This window comes from Streptomyces sp. HUAS MG91, from assembly GCF_040529335.1.
Taxonomy (GTDB): Bacteria; Actinomycetota; Actinomycetes; order Streptomycetales; family Streptomycetaceae; genus Streptomyces; species Streptomyces tabacisoli.
Genome location: NZ_CP159534.1, coordinates 7,801,046 through 7,821,285, shown reverse-complemented (window position 1 = coordinate 7,821,285; position 20,240 = coordinate 7,801,046). Strand labels below are relative to the sequence as shown.

18 protein-coding genes are annotated in these 20,240 nt (G+C 71.9%); 10 read left to right on the top strand and 8 right to left on the bottom strand.

What is annotated here, in order from left to right:
- Entirely contained in the window at positions 1–453 is a 453-nt protein-coding gene (locus ABII15_RS35360; protein ID WP_353946362.1) for a DUF5707 domain-containing protein, read from the bottom strand.
- A gap of 209 nt (positions 454–662) precedes the next feature.
- On the opposite strand from ABII15_RS35360, the gene ABII15_RS35355 reads away from it, so the two are divergent.
- Positions 663–1,346, top strand: a complete 684-nt coding sequence (locus ABII15_RS35355) for a pyridoxamine 5'-phosphate oxidase family protein (RefSeq protein ID WP_353946361.1) — start codon at positions 663–665, stop codon at positions 1,344–1,346.
- Between the two features lie 63 nt (positions 1,347–1,409).
- On the opposite strand, the gene ABII15_RS35350 is transcribed toward ABII15_RS35355, so the two are convergent.
- Positions 1,410–2,159: an SDR family oxidoreductase gene (locus tag ABII15_RS35350; protein WP_353946360.1), complete on the bottom strand. Its 750-nt coding sequence runs from the start codon at positions 2,157–2,159 to the stop codon at positions 1,410–1,412.
- A gap of 92 nt (positions 2,160–2,251) precedes the next feature.
- Here ABII15_RS35350 and ABII15_RS35345 point away from each other — a divergent pair, with 92 nt between their 5' ends.
- The 4 genes from ABII15_RS35345 to ABII15_RS35330 all read left to right on the top strand — a co-directional run bounded on the left by ABII15_RS35345 (position 2,252) and on the right by ABII15_RS35330 (position 6,041).
- Entirely contained in the window at positions 2,252–3,151 is a 900-nt protein-coding gene (locus tag ABII15_RS35345) for a LysR family transcriptional regulator (protein ID WP_353946359.1), read from the top strand.
- 29 nt (positions 3,152–3,180) lie between these two features.
- Positions 3,181–4,008, top strand: coding sequence for a siderophore-interacting protein (locus ABII15_RS35340; RefSeq protein ID WP_353946358.1), 828 nt, complete (start codon positions 3,181–3,183; stop codon positions 4,006–4,008).
- 105 nt (positions 4,009–4,113) lie between these two features.
- Positions 4,114–4,752 carry a helix-turn-helix domain-containing protein gene (locus ABII15_RS35335; RefSeq protein WP_353946357.1) on the top strand — a complete coding sequence of 213 codons (639 nt, stop codon included), beginning with the start codon at positions 4,114–4,116 and terminating at the stop codon, positions 4,750–4,752.
- A complete protein-coding gene (locus ABII15_RS35330; protein ID WP_353946356.1) occupies positions 4,749–6,041 on the top strand; it encodes an MFS transporter in 1,293 nt (430 codons plus the stop codon). The genes ABII15_RS35335 and ABII15_RS35330 overlap by 4 nt, the downstream gene beginning before the upstream one ends.
- 24 nt (positions 6,042–6,065) lie before the next feature.
- Here ABII15_RS35330 and ABII15_RS35325 read toward each other — a convergent pair whose 3' ends face one another.
- Positions 6,066–6,428 carry a DoxX family protein gene (locus ABII15_RS35325; protein ID WP_353946355.1) on the bottom strand — a complete coding sequence of 121 codons (363 nt, stop codon included), beginning with the start codon at positions 6,426–6,428 and terminating at the stop codon, positions 6,066–6,068.
- 117 nt (positions 6,429–6,545) lie between these two features.
- On the opposite strand from ABII15_RS35325, the gene ABII15_RS35320 reads away from it, so the two are divergent.
- The gene (locus ABII15_RS35320; RefSeq protein ID WP_353946354.1) at positions 6,546–7,430 is read left to right on the top strand and encodes a LysR family transcriptional regulator; all 885 of its coding nucleotides are present in this window, start codon (positions 6,546–6,548) and stop codon (positions 7,428–7,430) included.
- A gap of 18 nt (positions 7,431–7,448) precedes the next feature.
- Here the strand turns inward: ABII15_RS35320 and ABII15_RS35315 are convergent, their stop codons facing one another.
- On the bottom strand, positions 7,449–8,690 hold the full coding sequence (locus ABII15_RS35315) for an ROK family transcriptional regulator (RefSeq protein ID WP_353946353.1): 1,242 nt from the start codon (positions 8,688–8,690) through the stop codon (positions 7,449–7,451).
- Positions 8,691–8,915: 225 nt separating this feature from the next.
- On the opposite strand from ABII15_RS35315, the gene ABII15_RS35310 reads away from it, so the two are divergent.
- The 4 genes from ABII15_RS35310 to ABII15_RS35295 are packed head-to-tail and all read left to right on the top strand — an operon-like array spanning position 8,916 to position 15,224.
- On the top strand, positions 8,916–10,289 hold the full coding sequence (locus tag ABII15_RS35310) for an extracellular solute-binding protein (protein ID WP_353946352.1): 1,374 nt from the start codon (positions 8,916–8,918) through the stop codon (positions 10,287–10,289).
- On the top strand, positions 10,289–11,203 hold the full coding sequence (locus tag ABII15_RS35305; protein WP_353946351.1) for a sugar ABC transporter permease: 915 nt from the start codon (positions 10,289–10,291) through the stop codon (positions 11,201–11,203). Before ABII15_RS35310 ends, ABII15_RS35305 begins: the two co-directional genes overlap by 1 nt.
- Positions 11,203–12,111, top strand: a complete 909-nt coding sequence (locus ABII15_RS35300; RefSeq protein ID WP_353946350.1) for a carbohydrate ABC transporter permease — start codon at positions 11,203–11,205, stop codon at positions 12,109–12,111. The genes ABII15_RS35305 and ABII15_RS35300 overlap by 1 nt, the downstream gene beginning before the upstream one ends.
- A gap of 50 nt (positions 12,112–12,161) precedes the next feature.
- A complete protein-coding gene (locus ABII15_RS35295) occupies positions 12,162–15,224 on the top strand; it encodes a glycoside hydrolase family 38 C-terminal domain-containing protein (RefSeq protein ID WP_353946349.1) in 3,063 nt (1,020 codons plus the stop codon).
- A gap of 41 nt (positions 15,225–15,265) precedes the next feature.
- On the opposite strand, the gene ABII15_RS35290 is transcribed toward ABII15_RS35295, so the two are convergent.
- The 4 genes from ABII15_RS35290 to ABII15_RS35275 all read right to left on the bottom strand — a co-directional run bounded on the left by ABII15_RS35290 (position 15,266) and on the right by ABII15_RS35275 (position 20,219).
- Entirely contained in the window at positions 15,266–16,114 is an 849-nt protein-coding gene (locus ABII15_RS35290) for a glutathione S-transferase C-terminal domain-containing protein (RefSeq protein WP_353946348.1), read from the bottom strand.
- Between the two features lie 386 nt (positions 16,115–16,500).
- Positions 16,501–17,622 carry an LLM class flavin-dependent oxidoreductase gene (locus tag ABII15_RS35285; protein WP_353946347.1) on the bottom strand — a complete coding sequence of 374 codons (1,122 nt, stop codon included), beginning with the start codon at positions 17,620–17,622 and terminating at the stop codon, positions 16,501–16,503.
- Complete coding sequence (locus ABII15_RS35280) at positions 17,615–18,985, bottom strand: NtaA/DmoA family FMN-dependent monooxygenase (RefSeq protein WP_353946346.1); 1,371 nt, start codon at positions 18,983–18,985, stop codon at positions 17,615–17,617. Before ABII15_RS35280 ends, ABII15_RS35285 begins: the two co-directional genes overlap by 8 nt.
- A gap of 19 nt (positions 18,986–19,004) precedes the next feature.
- Complete coding sequence (locus ABII15_RS35275; protein WP_353946345.1) at positions 19,005–20,219, bottom strand: LLM class flavin-dependent oxidoreductase; 1,215 nt, start codon at positions 20,217–20,219, stop codon at positions 19,005–19,007.
- Positions 20,220–20,240: the final 21 nt, after the last annotated feature.

The window sequence follows — 20,240 nt, the reverse complement described above, 5'->3', positions numbered from 1 at the left end:
TCAGCCGACGGTGAAGTCCACCGCCTTGGCGTCGAAGGCGGTGGCGCCGTCCTTGTCGGTGGCGAGTACCGCGACGTGCCAGGAACCCCGCGGGAACGAGGAGGCGTCGGCGCCGGTCACCTTGACGGTGTAGGCGCACCGTTCGGTGTCCCCGCCCGCCGGCTCGCAACGGGCGGCCTCCGCCCGTGTCATCTCCGCGGCGGTCGGCGGCTTCTTGGCGAGTTCGGACTTCTCCGGCCAGGCCAGCACCTTGACGCTCTTGAGTCCGGAGGCCGCGGTGACCTCGGTGGAGAAGGCGAAGGAGCCGTCCCGGTCGCCGTGCGGGGCGGTGTAGCGGGCGGTGCCGTGCCCGAGGACGGGGGCGGCGTCCCCGGCGTAGGCGAGGGCGAAGGCGCCAGCGCCCGCGAGGACGGCGGCACCGGCGACGGCGGACAGGACGATGCGACGGGACATGATGAATTCTCCGTAACTGGCGCGAACGCTCTCGGTCGGCGGGAGCCGGCCGTGTCGGCCCGGCCTCCGCGCCGATCCTCGCAACGCGCGGGTGTCCGCCACCTGAGTACGCGCACTCAATGCGCCCTGGGTGATCGGACCGGCCGCGGTTGCGAGCGGTTTCGGGCTGCCGGACGATCCGAGGACGTGATCGACAGAGGGAGACGAGGATGCCCGAGGCGCCGGAGCCCACGGAGGCGGCAGCGGTCCAGCACAGCGACTTCGGGCGCCGGGTGGCCGCGCGCCGCCGGGAACTCGGCCTCACCGCCCAGGACCTGGCGGACCGGACCGGTGCCTCGGAGGCGTACGTCCGGTACGTCGAGGAGCAGGCCGCCCACCCCGCTTCCGGCTTCGCCCTGCGGCTGGCCGCGGCCCTGGACACGGATGTCGACACCCTGCTCGGCGGAACGTACACGCGCCCGCCCGGGACCGCCGACGCGGCGCGCACCCCGGAGTTCCTGGAGCTGTCGGAGCAGGAGTGCCGCGCGCTGCTGTCCTCGCACGGCGTGGGCCGGGTGGCCGTCCAGCTGCCGCACGGGCCGGTCGTGCTGCCGGTCAACTACACGATGACGTCCGACGGTTCCGTCGCGTTCCGTACGCGGCCGGGCTCGTCGCTGTCGGGCGCCTCCGGCCAGGAGGTCGCCTTCGAGGTGGACCGGGTGGACGACGCGCTGAGCGAGGGCTGGAGCGTGCTCGTCGTCGGCGTCGCGTGCGCCGTCACCGACCCGGACACCGCCACCGCACTGGCCGAACAGGCCCACTCCGAGCCGTGGGCCGGAGGCGAGCGCACCCGGTGGCTGCTCGTCACACCGCGCCGCATCAGCGGACGCCGGATCCGCCGCGCGGTGCACTGAGGCGGCCGCACGGGCCACCCGTTCGGCCCCGGCCGGACGGGCCGTCGGGGCCGGGGGCCGATGTCAGGCCGCGCCGCCGTTGGCGAAGAGCACCTGGCCGTTGATCCAGCGGCCGTCGGGGCCCGCCAGGAAGGCGACCGCGCCCGCGATGTCCTCGGGTGTGCCGAGGCGGCCGAGGGCGGCGGCCGAGCCGATCCGCTCGATGAGTTCGGGGCTCTTGCCCTCCAGGAACAGCGGGGTCGCGGTCGGCCCGGGCGCCACGGCGTTCACGGTGATGTCCCGGCCGCCCAGCTCGCGGGCGAGGATCAGGGTCATCGCCTCGACCGCGCCCTTGGTCGCCGCGTAGGCGCCGTAGGTCGGCTGCTGCAACCGGGTGACGGAGGTCGAGAAGTTGATCAGCGCGCCGCCGGGCCGCAGTCGGCGGGCGGCCAGCCGGGAGACCACGAACGTGCCGCGGACGTTGACCCGGTGCATGCGGTCGAAGGTGTCCAGGTCCATCTCGGCCACCGGCGCCAGCTTCATGATCCCGGCGGTGTTGACGACGACGTCCACGCCGCCGAAGCGCTCCTCGGCGGCGTCGAACAGTCGCTCCATCTCCGCCGGTTCGGCGACGTCGCCCGGCGCGGCGTACGCCGTCCCGCCGGCCGCGGTGATCGACTCCACGACCTCGGCGGCCCGGTCAACGGCTCCCGCGTAGTGGACGACGACCGCGGTGCCCGCGTCGGCGAGCCGGCGGGCGACCGCGCCGCCGATGCCGCCCGATCCGCCCGTCACCACGGCGACCCTGCGTCCGTCGCGCCCTGCGTCCGTCATCTTCTTCTCCTCGCGAGGTCTTCTCTGTGCTCTCACCTTCCGCCACGCAGAGACTATTTGTCTAATGAATCATCGGTATCTAGAGTATGCGCATGGTGCATATGGAGCGGGTGGACCTGAATCTGCTCGGCCCGTTGGCCGCGCTGCTGACCGAGCGGCACGTCTCGCGCGCCGCCGAGCTGGCCGGGATGAGCCAGCCGGCGATGAGCCGGGCGCTGCAGCGGCTGCGGGACACCTTCGGAGACGAGCTGCTGGTCCGCGCGCCGGGCGGGTACCGGCTCACTCCGCGGGCCGAGCGCATCCAGACCCGGCTCGGCGCGGTCGTGCCCCGCCTGGAGACGCTGTTCGCCCCGGAGACCTTCGTGCCGGGCGAGGCGGCCGAGGCGTTCCGGATCGCGGGGACCGACTACGCCTCGGTCGTCGTCCCGGCCCTCTTCCGGCGCGTGTTCCGGGAGTCGCCGCACTCGACGCTGGATTTCGGCCGGTGGCACGACGGCATCGTCGAGGACATCGACCACGGCCGGGTGGACCTGCTGTTCCACGCCGCCGGGAAGGTCTCCTCCGGCCTGCGCACCGAGCACCTCTTCGACGATCCGTTCCTGTGCGTCATGGCGCGGGACCACCCGCTGGCCGAGGGTCCGCGACCGACCCTGGAGGACTATCTCGACGCGGCGCACGTCGTCGTCGGGACCGTCGGCGGACGGCAGATCGCGATCGACGATCCGCTCGACCGGCACCACCGGCCGCGCCGGGCCGCCCTGTCCGTGCCCTACCACTCGGTGGCGGCGCGGGCGGTTCCGGGCACGTCGCTGATCGCGACCCTTCCCCGCCGGTTCGCCGTCGAGCACGCGACGGATCCCGCGCTGCGCGTCCTGCCCGCGCCGCACGAGATCGGTCCGCTGCGCTACCACATGGCCTGGCATCCGCGCCTCGACGACGACCCGGCGCAGCGCTGGCTGCGCGACACGGTCCGCGCCGTCGTCACGGAATGAAGGAAGTTAGCTTAGGCTAAGCTAACTTCGTGTCGAAGAACCCCAGGCTTGTCCCGAAGCACCCCGGCCTCTTCCGCGGTGAAGTGGTGCGCAGTGTGCGTTTCTCTCCGTCGATCCAGCGAGTGACGGTGACCGGTGACGCCTTCGCCACGTTCCCGTGGCGCGGCTACGACCACTGGTTCCGGCTCTTCTTCAAACTGCCGCACCAGGAACGGTTCGTACTGCCCCACCTGTCGGGCACCAAGTGGTGGGAGCCCTATCTCGCCCTCCCCGAGGACGTGCGCCCGCACTGCGCCAACTACACCGTGGCGGACTTCCGTCCGCAGACGGCGGAACTGGACATCGACTTCGTGGTGCACTGCGGCCCGACCGGCGAGGCGGAGGGTGCGGCCGCGATCTGGGCCTGCGCCACCGGCCCCGGCGACCCGGTCGCCCTCCTCGACCAGGGCCTGCTGTTCGACTGCCCCGACGACGCCTCCGAGGTACTGGTCGTGGCGGACGAGAGCGGCCTGCCGGCCATGGGCGGCGTCCTGCGCTCGCTCCCCCGCACCGCCGTCGGCCGGGTCATCCAGGAGATCCCGGCCCACGGCGACCGCCGTGAACTCGACGCGCCGGACGGCGTTTCCGTGACATGGGTGGTCCGCGACGACGCCACCGCCGTCCCCGGCACGGCAGCACTGGAGGAGCTGCGGCGCCACGCGCGGGTGCCCGAGACGGGGTACGCGTTCGTCGTCGGCGAGTCGACACTCGCCACGGAGGGCCGCCGCCATCTGCACCGGGCGGGCCTGCCGAAGAACCGGATCACGTTCTCCGGGTTCTGGAAGCACAGCGGGGCGCGGTTGCAGAAGGCGGGATGAGTCGGGCGGCTCGTCGGCGCCCGTGCCACAGCAGAATCCAGACCGCAAAGAGTTCTTCGCAAAGAGAGCTTTGCGAAGAACTCTTTGCGGTCTAACGTATGTCCTATGACCGATTCCACGGCTGATGCGGAGGAGACGCCGGACGGCCTCCGCACCGAAGGAGATTCCGTCGTCCTGGACGCCAAGGGACTGCGCGCTCTCGCGCACCCGGTGCGCGTGCAGCTGGTGAGCCTGCTGCGGAAGTACGGCCCGTCGACGGCCACCCGCCTGGCGGGGCGGCTGGGCGTGAACTCAGGAACGGCCAGCTATCACCTGCGACAACTCGGCGCGGCAGGCTTCGTCGAGGAGGACGCAGAACGCGGGAACGCGCGCGAGCGCTGGTGGCGTTCGGCGCACCGCACCATCTGGTTCGACGACCGCGACCTGGCCGACCGCGAGCCCGAGGCCGCCCGCGCCTACCAGCAGTCCGTCGCCGCCCTCTACACACTCCGCACTCAGCAGACGCTCGAAGAACTGCGGGCGATGCCGCGCGCGTGGCGGCACGTCTTCGACATGAGCGACTGGGCGCTTCGGCTCACCCCCGAGGAAACCGCCTCGCTGTACGGGGAGTTGACCGAGGTCGTCGCGCGTTACCGGCGGGACACTCCCGAAGCGGCGGCCACCGCCCCGGAGGGCGCCGAGCGGGTCGACCTGATCACCTACGTCCTGCCCGAACCGGGCGCACCCGCGGCGCAAGGGTCATGACGGAGGGGGCGGCGACCGGAGGCATACCGGGCAGGCGGTCCTTACGGCCGCTGGGTGGGGTGCTCGCGGCCATGGCCGTGTCGCTGAGCGGGACCCGGATCTCGGCGGTGGCTCTCCCCTGGTTCGTGCTCGTCACCACTGGCAGTGCCACCCGGACCGGGCTGGTGGCCTTTGTCGAGATGACGCCGTACGTGCTGGTCAAGGCGTTCACCGGACCGCTGGTGGACCGGATCGGTCCGCGAGCGGTGTCCTGGGCCACGGACCTCGTCAGCGCTGCCGCCGCCGCGACCGTCCCGCTCTTCCACGTCCTGGGTCTGCTGTCGTTCCCTCTGCTGCTCGTGCTGGTCGCGGTGATCGGCGCCGCTCGTGGCCCGGGCGATCTCGCGAAAGAGGTCATGGTGCCCGAGGCGGCAGAGCGGGGCGGTGTGCCGCTGGAGAGAGCCACCGGACTGTCCGGCGTGATCGAGCGGCTCGCCTCCACCGTCGGGCCCGCCGCCGGCGGCGCTCTGGTGACGCTGCTCGGTCCCTTGACGGGGCTGGTCGTCAACGCGGCCTGTTTCGCTCTGGGTTCACTGCTGATCGGACTTGCTCTGCCACGCGGCATGGGACATGCGGCCGAGGACGCCCCGGTCCCCGGGGACGTATCGGAGCCGAGCTACTGGCGGCGCTTCGGCGAGGGCTTCACGTTCCTCCGCGGTGAACCGCTGCTGCTCGCCGTCATCGTCACGGTGGGGATCACCAACCTGCTGGACGCGGCGATGTCCACGGTGCTGATCCCCGTCTGGGCCGACGCGTCCGGCCACGGTCCGGCGGCGATCGGCCTGGTGGGGACCGCGATGGGGGCGGCCGCGGTGGCCGGGAGCCTCATCGCGGCCGCGGCCGCGCACCGGCTGCCGCGCCGAGCCGTGTTCTTCACCGGCTTCCTGCTGGCCGGGGCACCGCGCTTCCTGGTCCTCGCGCTCGATGCCCCCTTGGGGGTGCTACTGGCCGTGTTCGCCGTCAGCGGGTTCGGGGCCGGTTTCATCAATCCCGTGCTGGGCGCCGTGCTGTTCGAGCGAGTGCCGCGCCCCATGCTCGGCCGGGTCAACGCGCTCGGTGACTCGCTGGCCTGGGCCGGTACCCCGCTCGGCGGACTGCTCGCCGGGGCGGCGGTCACCGCGGCCGGGCTCACCCCGGTGCTGCTCGCGTGCGGGGCCGCGTACTTCGTCACCACCAACCTGGCGGGCCTGCGGCCGGAATGGCGCGCGATGGACCGGACGAAGCGGCACGCACTGAGACCCACCACGTGACCGCCGGGCCGCCTTCTCCCCCGGTCAGAGCCAGCCGACCGCCAGCCACGCCGTGACCGCCGCGATCGCGATGAGCCCGAGGTTGAGGGCGATCTGGCGGTCTCCCATGCGCAGGTGCACTCCGGTCGCCGCGAACTGCAGGACCACGAAGCCGAGCGCCGCGGTGAGGGCCAGCCAGGGGGCGATGCCGGTCAGGGGTGGCAGCAGGAGGCCGAGCGCGCCCAGGACCTCGATCAGGCCGATGCCCCTGACGGCCGCCATCGGCATGCTGTCCACCCAGGCCATCATCGGCCTCAGCCGGTCACGGCTCCGGACCAGCTTCACCCCGCCCCCGTACACGTAGAAGAGGGCCAGCAGACCGGCGACGAACCAATAGGCGAGGTGCACGGCGTTCCTTTCGAGGCACGGCGGCGGATTGCCGCACGCCTCGATGGGACGGCCCGCGCGCCACTCCTGTCCAGGACTCGTTCCGCACCGTCGATACCGGATGGGTATCGTCGCAGTATGGAGCTACGGACGCTGCGCTATTTCGTGGCGGTCGCCGAGGAGTTGCACTTCGGGCGGGCCGCCGCGCGGCTGCACATGAGCCAGCCGCCGCTGAGCCGGGCGATCCGGCAACTGGAGACGGACCTCGGCGCCGTCCTGTTCCACCGCTCGCCCGCCGGAGTGGCCCTCACCCCGGCCGGGACGGTCCTGCTCCAGGAGGCGCGCGCCCTGCTCGACCGGGCCGAGCGGGCCCGCGTCCGCGTGGCGGCGGCGACCGGTGCCACGACCCTGACCGTCGGCCTGCTGGGCGACAGCGCCGACCCCGACGTGCGCCGGCTGGCCGACGACTACCGGCGACAGCACCCGAACGTCGACGTACGGATCCGCGAGACCGGGCTGGCCGACCCCACCTGCGGACTGCACGCCGGTCTTGTCGATGTCGCCCTCACCCGCGCTCCGTTCGACGAGAGCGGCCTGGCCGTCCGCGCGTTGCGCGCCGACCCGGTGGGAGTGCTGCTGCGCGCCGACGATCCGCTGGCCGGCCGGGCCGCTCTGCGCCTGGCGGATCTCGCGGACCGCGGCTGGTTCACCTTCCCCGAGGGCACCGATCCGCTCTGGCAGTCGTACTGGAACGGCGGCATCCCCCGCGAGGGCCCCGTCGTGCGCGCGGTCCAGGAGTGCCGGCAGGCCGTCCTCTGGAACGGCACGGTCGGCCTGACGCTCCTCGCCCACGACCCCGGAGCGGGACTCGCCGTGGTGCCGCTGGTCGACATGGAGCCGAGCCGCGCGGTGGTGGCGTGGGCCGCGGGAGACACCAATCCGCTGGTCCGCTCGTTCGCCGCGCTCGCCGTCGCCGCCTACCGGGGCGGCGCGTCCCGTCGGCACACCGGCACGGGTGGCTGAGCGACCGCCGCCCGGCCCTCACCCCGACACCTCCGTCAGCATCCGCCACCCCGGCGCGTAGCGTCCGTGCAGCACCAGTGACGCGGCGCCCACCGCCCCGGCCGTCTCGCCGATCAGGCTCGGTTCGACGGTCACCCGGCCCAACGTGCGGGTCACCGAAGTGGAGTTGACCGCGGCGTCGATCTCCTCGCCCAGGATCTTCTCCACACCGGCGAGCGCCTCGCCGCCCAGGACGACCCGGCTCACGTCGAGCAGGGCGACGGCTCCGCGCACCGCCTGCCCCATCCGCCGGCCGGCCAGGCGGACCACCTCGCAGGCCGCCGGGTCCCCGGCGCGCACCGCACGCCGCAGCAGGTTCCAGTCGGCGCGCACCGCGTCGGGCTCGCCGCTCAGGCCGATGCGCCGGGCGGCGGCCGCGCCGTGCCGGACGACCAGGTCGTCGAGCAGGGCGGCCGGGTTGCAGTTGGGGCCGAGGCAGCCGTCGCTCCCGCAGTCGCAGGGGCGTCCGCCGCCCTCGATCTGGGCGTGGCCGATCTCCCCCGCGTTGCCCGAATCGCCGCGCAGCACTTGGTTGTTGAGCATGATCCCGGCGCCGATGCCCGCGCCCATGTAGACGAACAGGAAGCCGTCCGCGCGCTCCTTGCCGCCGATCCAGCGCTCGCCGATCGCCGCGGCCGTCGCGTCGTTGTCCATCGCGACCGCCATGCCGGTCGCCCGCGCGAACATGTCGAGCAGCGGCACCCGTCGCCAGCCGTCGAAGTTCGGCGGCTCCACCACCGTGCCGGTCTCCCCGTCGATGGGTCCGGGCGACGCGACACCGAGGCCGAGCAGCCGCGCGCGGTCGATCCCGGCGCGTTCGGGCAGCCGCAGCGCGGCGCGCGCCACCTTGTCGACCACCTCCTCGGGCACGCTCGGGCGCGGCAGCGCGAACCGGCGGCTGAGCAGCACCGATCCGGAGAGGTCGACGAGCGCGATCACGGCAGCGTCCGGATCGAGGTGCACCCCGAGCGCGTAGGCGCCCTCGGCACGCGGGGTGAGCAGGGTGCGGCGTTTGCCGCCGCTGGAGGGCGCGTACCCCGACTCGGCGATGAGGCCCTCGTCGAGCAGTCGCCGTACGACGTTGGACACCGTCTGATTGGTGAGCCCCGTGAGCGGCCCCAACTCGACGCGGCTCACGGGGCCCCTGGTGCGGATGGCGTCCAGGACGACGGCCTGGTTGTAGCCACCGACCCGGGGCAGGTTGGTACCGCTTCGCACCATGGGGTGCTCCTCCCTCGGTCACGGAGATCACCGAGATTATGCAGCAGGCGTTGACTTAGTCCATCCATTGGATTTAGGTAAGGCGCCAGACGCACCACGCACCCCACCAGCCCCTGCTGCGTCTCCCCTCCAGTACGCCCCGTACCTCACGCAGTTACGCCCTCGTACCACTCGCAGTCGCGCGCCCTCGCCAGGCGCTGGAGCCGCACCTCCCGGAGGATTCTGATGCGCAAGAAACTTCTCGCCGCCCTCGCGATCACCGTCGCGACAACGTTGTCTGCCGCAGGCTGCGGCGGGTCCGGAGCCGCCGGCGGCGGCAACTCGATCAAGGTCGTCTACTGGCAGCACCTGGACCAGAACGACAAGAAGCAGCAGAAGTTCCTCACCACGATGAAGACGTCCTTCGAGAAGGCCCATCCCGGCAAGAAGATCGAGATCGTGCCGGTCACGGCGTCGGAGAACGACTACTACACGAAGATCCAGCTGATGATGCGCTCGCCCTCGACCGCCCCCGACCTGGTCTACGAGGACACCGCGCTGATCAACTCCGACATCGCCAGCGGCTATCTGAAACCGCTCGACCCGTACGTGGCCGACTGGGCGGACTGGGGCAAGTTCGCCAAGGCCGCGAAGTCCGCCGTCTCCTCCCCCGCCGACGGCAAGACGTACGCCGTTCCGGACGACACCGACACCCGGGGCATCTGGTACAACCGGAAGCTGCTCGAGAAGGCCGGGATCAAGACCCCTTGGCAGCCGAGGACTTGGGACGACATCCTCGACGCCGCCCTGACCGTCAAGAAGAAGCTGCCGGGCGTGACGCCGATGAACCTGTACACGGGTCAGGCCGGCGGCGAGCAGTCCGTCATGCAGGGCTTCGAGATGCTGCTGTACGGGACCGGGGGCGCGGGCGACTCCCTGTACAACGCCAAGACCAAGAAGTGGATCACCGGTTCGCAGGGGTTCAAGGACGCGCTGGAGTTCGTCCACACCGTCTACGGCGAGAACCTGGGCCTGCCCAAGTCGGCGGCGCTCGGGGCCAACGCGGGCACCGAGGTCGGCACGAAGCTGATGCCGGAGAACAAGATCGCGTTCAACATCGACGGCTCGTGGATGGCGAACAACTGGCTGGAGACCGGGCCGCATCCGTGGCCCGAGTGGAGCGACACGATGGCCTCGGCGGCCATGCCGACCCAGAACGGTCAGGCGCCCGGCAAGGTCAGCATGTCCGGCGGCTGGGCCTGGTCCATCCCGGCCAAGGCCAAGAACCCCGATCTGGCCTGGCAGTTCATGAAGACACTCAAGAACCGGGCGAACTCCACCGCGTGGAACATCATCGAGTCGACGACGGCCGTCCGCACGGACGTGGCCGCCGACCCGAAGTACCTGGAGGCCACGCCGACCAACAAGTTCTTCACCTCGCTGGTCAAGTACACCCACTTCCGCCCGGCGCTGCCGAAGTACCCGCAGGTCTCCAACGCCATCACCAAGGCCATGGAGTCCGTGACCACCGGGCAGAGTTCGGTGGACGATGCGGCCAAGACCTATGACCAGGACCTGGCCACGGCCGTCGGCTCCGACAGCACGGCCAAGGGCAACTGATGGAGTCCGCCGCCGCATCCGCCGCCGCGCCGGTGCGCCCGTCCGGTGGCCGCGCGGGCCAGTCGCTGCTGCGCGGTCTGCCGCTGCTGCCGTCGCTCCTCCTGCTGGCCGTGTTCCTGGCCGGGCCGATCCTCTACTGCGTCTACGACGCCTTCACCGACGCGCAGTTGACCGGCGCCGCCGAGACGCACTTCGTCGGGTTGGACAACTTCACGCGGGCGTTCGGCGACCCCGACTTCCTCAACGCCCTGTGGCTGACGCTGGTGTTCGTGGTGGGGTCCGCCGTCGTCGGGCAGAACACGCTCGGGCTGAGCCTCGCGGTCATGGCCGAGAAGGCGACGCGTCCGGTGCGCTCGCTCGTCAACGGCGTGGTGATCGCCGCCTGGGTGCTGCCCGAGGTCGTCGCCGGCTATCTGATGTACGCGTTCTTCTACCAGCAGGGCTCGCTGAACGACGTCCTCGGCATGCTGGGCCTGCCACGGCAGAACTGGCTGTACACCCTGCCGATCCTCGCCGTCTGCCTGGCCAATGTGTGGCGCGGCACCGCGTTCTCGATGATGGTCTACTCCGCCGCCCTCAACGAGGTGCCGCGCGAACTGGTGGAGGCCGCCGAGATGGACGGCGCGGGCGTGTGGCACCGGCTGTGGCACGTCACGCTGCCGGTCATCCGCCGCTCCATCATGACCAATCTGATGCTGATCACCCTCCAGACGCTCTCCGTCTTCGGCCTGATCTACGCCATGACGCGCGGCGGTCCCGGCAACAAGAGCCAGACGCTGCCGGTCTTCATGTACCAGCAGGCCTTCCAGAACAGTCTCATCGGCTACGGCACGGCGATCGCGCTCGTCCTGCTCGTGGTGGGCGCCCTGTTCTCCGTCGTGTACCTCAAGCTGCTCAAGGTGGAGGAGGACTGATGGCCACCACCGATCTCCGGCCGGCGGCCCGCGCGGGCCGTTCCGGCGGCGCCGCCCGGCCCGTTCCCGCCGTCACCACCGCGCGCCGCCGGGTGCGGCCCGCGCGCGTCGCGGTCAATCTCGTCCTGCTGGTCATCAGCCTGCTGTTCGTCCTGCCGCTGGTGTGGATGGTGTTCGCGTCCGTCAGCTCCACGGCCAGCTTCGAGCTGAACCTGCCCTCACCGCCGACGCTGGACAACTTCCACGCGATCCTGAACACCGAGACCACGTTCCGGCCCCTGCTCAACGGTCTGCTGCTGTGCGGCGGCGCGACCCTGCTGTGCGTGGTCGTCTCGATCCTGGCGGCCTATCCGCTGTCGCGCTACCGCTCCCGGCTGCGCCGCCCGTTCCTGTACACGGTCCTGTTCTCCACCGGGCTGCCCATCACCGCCGTGATGATCCCCGTGTACAGCATGTTCGTCCAGGTCGAACTGATCGACTCGATGGCCGCGACCACGCTGTTCCTCGCGGCCTCCGCGCTGCCGATCGGGATCTGGCTGATGAAGAACTTCATGGACGGGGTGCCCATCGTCCTGGAGGAGGCGGCCCGGATCGACGGCGCGAACGCCATGCAGTCGCTCGCGCGGGTGGTGCTGCCGCTGATGTGGCCGGGAGTCACCGTCGTCACCGTGTTCACCTTCATCAGCATGTGGGGCAACTTCTTCGTCCCGTTCGTGCTGCTGCTGTCGCCGGAGAAGCTGCCGGCGTCGGTGAGCGTGTTCACCTTCCTCAGCGCCCACGACCAGACGCAGTACGGACAACTCGCCGCGTTCTCCCTCGTCTACACGCTGCCCGTCGTGATGCTGTACCTGCTCCTGACGCGCAAGCTGGGCGGCGGGTTCGCGCTCGGCGGCGCCCTGAAGGGCTGAACCCGCCCTTCCCCCAGCCCTGTTCCCGGAAGTCCTTCGAAAGGTGTTCTGTGCATTCCGACCGCGACATCGTCGAGCGGCGCCTGCGCCGCGTGCTCGACGAACGCATCCGGCCCGCCGTCCACGCCGTGTCCGTCCCGCTGGAGGTGGGCGTCTGGCAGGTGCCGGGCGAGCCCGTTCCGGTGGCCGAGGGCCTGGCCGCCGACTACCGGCCCACCGAGGCGGGCGCGCACTGGGGCCCGGCGTGGACCACCAGTTGGTTCCGGCTCAGCGGACGCGTCCCCGAGGAGTGGGCGGGACGCCGGGTCGAGGCCGTCGTCGACCTCGGCTTCGATCCCTCCGAGCCGGGCTTCTCTGCGGAGGGGCTGGTCTACCGGCCCGACGGCACCGCCGTGAAGGCGCTCAACCCGCGCAACGCCTGGCTGCCGGTCGCCGAACAGGCCACCGGGGGCAAGGAGTTCACCTGTTACGTCGAGGCCGCGGCGAACCCGCTCGTCATGCACTCGGGCCCCGAGGACCACAGCTACGCGATCACCCCGGTGGGCGCTCGCGCGCCGTGGCTGGACGAGCCGGGCGCCTCGGGCGGCGAACCGCTGTACCGGCTGCGCCGGCTCGACCTCGCCGTGTTCGACGCGGAGGTCTACGAGCTGGTCCACGACATGGAGGTGCTCGACCAGCTCATGCGCGAGCTGCCCGAGCAGTCGCCGCGCCGCTGGCAGATCCTGCGCTCGCTGTCGAACGCGCTGGACGCCGTGGACCTCCAGGACATCGGCGGCACGGCGACCGCGGCCCGCGCGGTCCTCGCCCCCGCCCTGGCCTCGCCCGCCGCCGCCGGTGAGCACCGCGTCTCCGCGATCGGCCACGCCCACATCGACACGGCCTGGCTGTGGCCGCTGCGCGAGACGGTGCGCAAGGTGGCCCGTACGGTCTCCAACGTCACCCAGCTCATGGACGAGCACCCCGAGTTCCGCTTCGTGATGTCCCAGGCGCAGCAGCTGGCCTGGCTCAAGGAGCACCGGCCCGAGGTGTACGAGCGCGCCCAGGAGAAGGCGAAGACCGGGCAGTTCGTGCCGACGGGCAGTCTGTGGGTGGAGCCGGACACCAACATCACCGGTGGGGAGGCCCTGGCCCGCCAGTTCATCCACGGCAAGCGGTTCTATCTCGAGGAGTTCGGGGTCGAGACCGAGGACATGTGGCTGCCGGACACGTTCGGCTACAACGCGGCGATGCCGCAGCTGATGAAGCTGGCCGGGGTGCGCTGGTTCCTGACGCAGAAGATCTCGTGGAACACCACGAACAAGTTCCCGCACCACACGTTCTGGTGGGAGGGCATCGACGGCACCCGGATCTTCAGCCACTTCCCGCCGGTCGACACCTACAACAGCGATCTGTCGGGCGCGGAGGTCGCGCACAGCGTCCGCAACTTCCAGGACAAGGGCGGCGCGAACCGGTCCCTCGCCCCGTTCGGTTACGGCGACGGCGGTGGCGGCCCCACCCGCGAGATGCTGGCGCGCGCCGGGCGTCTGGCCGATCTGGAGGGTTCGGCGCGGGTCGCGATCGAGAAGCCGGGCGACTTCTTCGCGAAGGCGCTGGAGGAGTACCCGGACGCGCCGGTGTGGGTCGGCGAGCTGTATCTGGAGTTCCACCGGGGCACGCTCACCAGCCAGATCGCGACGAAGCAGGGCAACCGGCGCAGCGAACACCTGCTGCGCGAGGCGGAGTTGTGGGCGGCGACGGCCGCGCTGCGCACGGGCGCGGAGTATCCGTACGAGGCGCTCGACCGCCTGTGGAAGACGGTTCTGCTGCACCAGTTCCACGACATCCTGCCGGGCACGTCCATCGCCTGGGTGCACCGGGAGGCCGAGCAGACGTACCGTCAGATCGGCGCCGAGCTGCGCGAGTTGATCACCTCTGCGCAGACGGCGCTGGCCGGTCCGGCCGCTGCGGACGGCTCGGAGGTCGTCTTCAACGCGGCGCCGCACGCCCGCGGTGGCGCGGCGGCCCTGGGCGGCACGGTGCGCACCCGGCGCGAGCCGGCCACGGTCGCCCCGGTGGCGCAGCACGGCGACCACGTCCTCGACAACGGGCTGGTCCGCGTCGTCGTCGACGGGCGGGGCCTGGTCACCTCCGCGTACGACATCGAAGCCGACCGAGAGGCGCTGCCGCCGGGCGGCGTCGCGAACCTGCTCCAGCTCCACCAGGACTTCCCCAACCAGTGGGACGCCTGGGACGTGGATGCCTTCTACCGCAACACCGTCACCGATCTGACGGACGCGGAGTCGGTGACCGCGGTGGACGGCGCGGTGAAGGTGGTGCGTGCCTTCGGCGCCTCGCGCGTCGAGCAGACGCTGTCCCTCGCGCCGGGCACCCGCCGACTGGACGTCGAGACGGTCCTCGACTGGCACGAGACGGAGAAGATGCTGAAGGCGGCGTTCCCGCTGGACGTGCGGGCGTCGCACTCGACGGCGCAGGTGCCGTTCGGGCACGTGGAGCGGCCCACGCACACCAACACCAGCTGGGACGCGGCGAAGTTCGAGGTGTGCGCGCACCGCTTCCTGCACGTCGGGGAGCGGGACTGGGGCGCGGCGCTGGTCAACGACTCTACGTACGGCCACGACGTGACGCGTGACGTGCGCGAGGACGGCGGGACGACCACCACGGTCCGGCTCTCCCTGGCCCGCGCGCCGCGCTTCCCCGACCCGGACACCGACCAGGGCACGCACCGGCTGCGCTATGCGCTGGTGATCGGCGCGGGCGTCGAGGACGCGATCCGCGAAGGCTATCACCTCAACCTGCCGGAGCGCACGGTGCCGGGCTCCGCCGAGGTGGCGCCGCTGGTGTCCGTCGACAGTCCCGCGGTCGTGGTCGAGACGGTCAAGCTGGCCGACGACCGTTCGGGCGATGTGGTGGTCCGCCTCTACGAGTCCCACGGCGGGCGCGCCACGGCGCTGCTCACGCCCGGCTTCCGTATCGCGTCGGCCACCGCGACCGACCTTCTGGAGCGGCCCCGCGCGGCCGACGAGCCGAGCTGCGCGGTCACGGCGGACGGGGTGCGGCTGCGGCTGCGTCCGTTCCAGATCCTGACGGTGCGGCTGGTTCCCGAGCGGGGCTGACGCGGGCGGGGCTGCCCCGGACAGCGGGGCAGCCCGGGCGGCTACGACCGTGCGTACGCCGCCCAGTCCACGATCTGCACGGCCGCTCCGGCGGCCTCCTCACCGCGGCAGCGGGCGTGGTGCCTGCGGGCGATCCCGTCCAGGTCGAGGTGCGGGCCGAAGGCGGGATGCGCGGTCAGGCGCCGCGCGTAGGCCCACAGCCGGGGGTGGTCGGTGATGCGGTGCACGGCGGCGGCGTCCAGGTGGTGGCGGTGCACCGTGTCCAGCTGCACCAGGGTGACCCACACCTGGACGTCGGCGAGGGTGACGTGGTCGCCGAGCAGGTGGTCCCGGGTTTCGAGCCGGGCTTCCAGCTCGTCCAGGGCGTCGTGGAGGGTGGTCAGGGCGGTGGCACGTGCCACCGGATCGGTGCCGGGCGCGCCGGCGCGCTGGGCGGCCGCGGTGATGTCCTGCGCGCAGAGCCGGCCGACGGCCTCGATCGCCTCTTCGGCGCCCCGCGGGTCGAGGTCGGGCCCCTGGTCGCCGAACCGCCGGGCGAGGTCGCGCAGGATGTCCGGGGTGTGCGTGCTGACGATCGTGCCGGTCCAGCTGTCGCTCAGCACCGGGGCCAGCGTCGGCCCGCGGTGCTGGTGCGCGCTGGCCGCGTAGAGCCGGCGCAGCGCGAGGTGGCCGCCCTCGGGGGCGTCCGGCACGGCGGGCAGCAGGGTCACCGGCAGGGTGTCGTCGAGCGCGAGGAGGCTGTGGGTGACGGCGATCTGGAGACAGTCGGGACAGGACAGCGAGAGGTGGAGCCGGTAGCGGCGCGGTACGGCGTAGTAGCCGCTGCGCGCGTCGCAGCCGATCCTGCTGCGGAAGGTCGGCGCGGCGGTCGAGGACGATGAGGCGGGCATACGTCTCCCTCAGAGTGCTGGGTCACAGGCATACGACGGCGACGGCGCGGCCGGAGCACGGCGGTTGGTCCGTGGGGTCAGGCGTGCGCGGGGGCGGGACCTCCGGGGTGCGGCGTTCGCGCCGCACTGCAGACACGCGCGAGGTCGATGTGACGGCGGGACGTCAGCAGGGGCAGCTGCCGGACGGCGACGCGGACAGCGTCGTCACCGAGATCCGTCGCAGCACGACCCATTCTTCCCTACCAATTCACTAGGATTCCCTACGGAGTCTCTGCCGGTGATCGAGCCGCGTCAAGGGGCCGACGCCCAGCTCGCCCTGTCGTCTCACCACGTGAGAAGGGGTGCGGCCCGCCCCGGGGCACGGCGTGCCGGGGCGGGCCGGGTCCTCACCTGCGGCGCCACTCCTCCGCGAGCAGTTCGTACGACCTCACGCGGGCGGTGTGGTCGTGGGTGACGGTGGTGATGAGCAGTTCGTCGGCGCCGGTGGCCTCCTGAAGCTGCGCCAGGCGGTCGGCGACCCGGCCCGGCGAGCCGACGAACCGGGTGTCGACGCGGTCCCTGACGAGGTCGTGGTCCTCGTCGGTCCAGTCCAGGGACCGGGCCTCGTCGGGCGTCGGGTAGGCGATGGCTCCCTCGGCCGTCCGGATGCTGCGGACCCAGGCCCCGTAGCCCTCGGCGAGTTCGCGGGCCGTCGCGTCGTCCTCCGCCACGACGACGTCGGCCGAGACGCTGACGTACGGCTTGTCGAGGACGTCGGACGGCTGGAAGAAGGACCGGTAGCCGTCGACGGCCTCCAGCACGGTGCCCGGGCTCACGTGGTAGTTCGCGGCGAACCGCAGGCCGCGGGCGCCCGCGACCTCGGCGCTCTGGCCGCCGCTGCTGCCCAGGATCCACACCTCGACCTCGGCGCCCTCCCCCGGCACCACGTGGGCCTCGACGCCGTCCGGCGACCGGTAGGTGCCGGCCAGCAGCGCGAGGATGTCGTCGATCTGCTCGGCGTAGTCCTGCGGTTCGGCGCCCGGCAGCACGAGCAGCTTGCGCTGGAGGGCGATCCGCGGGGAGCCGAGGAGCCGTTCGAAGGAGAACGCGGGCGGGACGACGAGACCGTTCGGGGCCCGGCCGTCGACCACGGACGTGGTGCCGGCCGGTGCCGGCCGGGCCGACGGACGGCCGCCGGAGCGGCCGAGGCCCAGGTCGAGGCGGCCGGGGTGCAGGGCGTCGAGCAGGCCGAACTCCTCGACGGTGCTCAGGGCGGTGCGGTGGCCGAGCTGCACCGCGCCGGAGCCGAGCCGGATCGTGGAGGTGTGCGACGCGGTCAGCGCGAGGACGACGGCCGGGGAGGTGCCCGCGACGCCGGGGTTGAGGTGGTGCTCGGCGAACCAGTACCGGGCGTACCCGAACCGTTCGGCCTGCTGGGCCAGGTCGACGGAGTTGCGCAGGGCGTCGGCGGCGGTCGACCCGGACACGATCGGTACGAGGTCGAGAACGCCGAGGGGGATGTCAGACACCGGCGGCCTCCGGGGCGTGGTCCGGGTGGGCGAGGCCGAGGTGGTGGCGCAGGGTCGGGCCCTCGTACTCCGTGCGGAAGACGCCCTGTTCCTGGAGGAGCGGGACGACCTGGTCGGCGAAGTCGTCGAGGCCGGTGGGGGTGATGTGCGGCACGAGGATGAAGCCGTCGCTGGCGTCGGCCTGCACGAACTCGTTGATGGTGCGCGCGATCGTCGCGGCCGAGCCGATGAAGTTCTGCCGGTTGCCGGTCTCGATGACGAGATCGCGGATCGACCAGTTGTGGGCGGCGGCGAGTTCGCGCCACTCGCGGGCGGTGGCCAGCGGGTCGCGGTACATGCGGACCTGGGCCCGGCCCTTGGAGATGTGCTGGTCGCTGACGTCCGGGTCGATGTCGGGCAGCGGCCCGTCCGGATCGTAGGAGGACAGGTCACGGTTCCAGACGAACTCCAGGTGCTTGAGCGCGGTGGCGCCGCTGACCTGCTGGCGGCGCACCTCCTTGGCCAGTTCCTCGGCCTCGGCGTCCGTGTCGGCGAGGGTGAAGGTGGCGGCCGGGAGGATCAGCAGCTGGTCGGGGCGGCGCCCGTACTTGGGGAGGCGGTTCTTGACGTCCGCGTAGAAGGCCTGGCCGGCCTCCAGGGTGGCGTACCGGCTGAAGATGGCGTCGGCGTCGGACGCGGCGAACTCCCGGCCCTCCTCGGAGTCGCCCGCCTGGAAGACGACGGGGCGGCCCTGCGGGGAGCGCGGGACGTTGAACCGGCCGTGGATGTCGAAGTGCTGTCCGGTGTGGACGAAGGAGCCGGCCTTCGCGTCCCGCAGGAAGGCGCCGGTCTCCTGGTCGGCCAGGATCTCGTCGCCGTGCCAGGAGTCGAGGAGTTCGTGTGTGGTGGCCAGGAACTCCTTGGCGCGGGAGTAGCGCTCCTCCTTCGGCAGGAAGCCGCCGCGCCGGAAGTTCTCGCCGGTGAAGGCGTCCCAGGAGGTGACCACGTTCCAGGCGGAGCGGCCCCCGGAGAGATGGTCCAGGCTGGCGAACTGGCGGGCCACCTCGTAGGGCTCGTTGAAGGTGGAGTTGATGGTGCCGGTGAGGCCGAGGTGTTCGGTCACGGCGGCGAGCGCGGCGAGGACGGTGAAGGTGTCGGGGCGGCCGACGACGTCCAGGTCGTAGATCTGCCCGCCCTGTTCCCTGAGCCGGAGTCCTTCGGCGAGGAACAGGAAGTCGAACTTGGCGCGTTCGGCGGTCCGCGCGAAGTGGGCGAAGGAGCTGAACTCGATGTGGCTGCCGGACCTCGGGTCGCTCCACACGGTGGTGTTGTTGACGCCGGGGAAATGGGCGGCCAGATGGATCTGCTTCAGCGGCTTGTTCATGGTCGGGGTTCCCTCCGGCTCAGGCGGTGGCGGCGTGCGGGGCGTAGCGGTTCGCGGGCCGGCTCAGGCCCAGCAGACCGCGCAGGGTGTCGGCCTCGTAGGCGCTGCGGAACGCGCCCCGGCGCTGGAGTTCGGGCACGAGGCCGCGGGTGATGGCCGGCAGGTCGTGCCCGTCGACGGCGGGCCGCAGCCGGAATCCGGTGAGTCCGCCGGCCGCCAACTCCTGGAGCAGGTCGGCGAGTTCGGTGGGGGTGCCGGTGAAGACGAGCGCGTCGCTGGTGTACGGCTCCCCCGCGAGCGTGTCGAGCCGTTCCTTGCGGGCCCGTGCCGCGCCCGGCTCGTCGTCGAGGAAGACCACGAGGTCGCCGAAGACGTGCAGGGTCTCGTCGGCGCGTCCCGCCGCCTGCTGCTCGGCGCGGATCCGGGCGACGATGTCGCGGGCCTCTGCGGTGTCGTGCGGGGTGATGTAGCCGACGTCGGCGGCACGGGCCACGAGCCGGTAGGGGACGGTGTCGTGGGCGAGGGCGGTGACGAGCGGCTGTCCCTGGGGCGGCCGGGGTGTGATGGAGGGGCCCTTCACGCTGAAGTGCCGGCCCTCGAAGTCGATGTAGTGCAGCTTGTCGCGGTCGATGAAGCGGCCGGTGGCGGCGTCCCGGATCTCGGCGTCGTCCTCCCAGCTGTCCCACAGCCTGCGCACCACCTCCACGTGGTCGGCGGCCTCGTCGAAGAGGTCGGTCACCGCCTGCTCGGCGAGCGCGAGGTCGGGGAACTCGATGCGCGGGACGGTACGGCGGCCGAAGTGGTCGGCCTCGTTCGACCGGGGGGAGATCTGGACGCGCAGTCCGGCGCGGCCGGTGCTGACGTAGTCGAGGGTGGCGATCGCCTTGGAGATGTGGAAGGGCTCGGTGTGGGTGGCGATCACCGTCGGCACGAGGCCTATGTGCCGGGTGAGCGGGGCGACCCGGGAGGCGATGAGGACGGCGTCGAGGCGGCCGCGGACCTGGTCGGTGCGGTCGTCCGGGGCCGGGAACAGGGAGGACTGCGGGCCGAGGCCGTCCTCGATGGTCACGAAGTCGAGCAGCCCGCGCTCGGCCTCCTGGATCAGGCCGGTCCAGTGGGCGGCGGTGAACAGGTCCCGGGGGCGGGCCACCGGCTCCCGCCAGGAGGCGGGATGCCAGCCGGTGCCGTCCAGGGCGACGGCGAGATGCAAGGGGGAAGCGGGTGTTGAGGACACGAGTGGGTGCCTTCCTGGAGG

Excerpts from the sequence above, each read along its gene's own strand:
- ABII15_RS35320 (WP_353946354.1), top strand. The coding sequence starts at position 6,546 with ATGGAGCTACGGACGCTGCGCTATTTCGTGGCGGTCGCCGAGGAGTTG.
- ABII15_RS35290 (WP_353946348.1), bottom strand. The coding sequence starts at position 16,114 with ATGCCCGCCTCATCGTCCTCGACCGCCGCGCCGACCTTCCGCAGCAGG.
- ABII15_RS35345 (WP_353946359.1), top strand. The coding sequence starts at position 2,252 with ATGGTGCATATGGAGCGGGTGGACCTGAATCTGCTCGGCCCGTTGGCC.
- ABII15_RS35305 (WP_353946351.1), top strand. The coding sequence starts at position 10,289 with ATGGAGTCCGCCGCCGCATCCGCCGCCGCGCCGGTGCGCCCGTCCGGT.
- ABII15_RS35335 (WP_353946357.1), top strand. The coding sequence starts at position 4,114 with ATGACCGATTCCACGGCTGATGCGGAGGAGACGCCGGACGGCCTCCGC.
- ABII15_RS35315 (WP_353946353.1), bottom strand. The coding sequence starts at position 8,690 with ATGGTGCGAAGCGGTACCAACCTGCCCCGGGTCGGTGGCTACAACCAG.
- ABII15_RS35330 (WP_353946356.1), top strand. The coding sequence starts at position 4,749 with ATGACGGAGGGGGCGGCGACCGGAGGCATACCGGGCAGGCGGTCCTTA.
- ABII15_RS35350 (WP_353946360.1), bottom strand. The coding sequence starts at position 2,159 with ATGACGGACGCAGGGCGCGACGGACGCAGGGTCGCCGTGGTGACGGGC.
- ABII15_RS35310 (WP_353946352.1), top strand. The coding sequence starts at position 8,916 with ATGCGCAAGAAACTTCTCGCCGCCCTCGCGATCACCGTCGCGACAACG.
- ABII15_RS35355 (WP_353946361.1), top strand. The coding sequence starts at position 663 with ATGCCCGAGGCGCCGGAGCCCACGGAGGCGGCAGCGGTCCAGCACAGC.
- ABII15_RS35300 (WP_353946350.1), top strand. The coding sequence starts at position 11,203 with ATGGCCACCACCGATCTCCGGCCGGCGGCCCGCGCGGGCCGTTCCGGC.
- ABII15_RS35280 (WP_353946346.1), bottom strand. The coding sequence starts at position 18,985 with ATGAACAAGCCGCTGAAGCAGATCCATCTGGCCGCCCATTTCCCCGGC.
- ABII15_RS35360 (WP_353946362.1), bottom strand. The coding sequence starts at position 453 with ATGTCCCGTCGCATCGTCCTGTCCGCCGTCGCCGGTGCCGCCGTCCTC.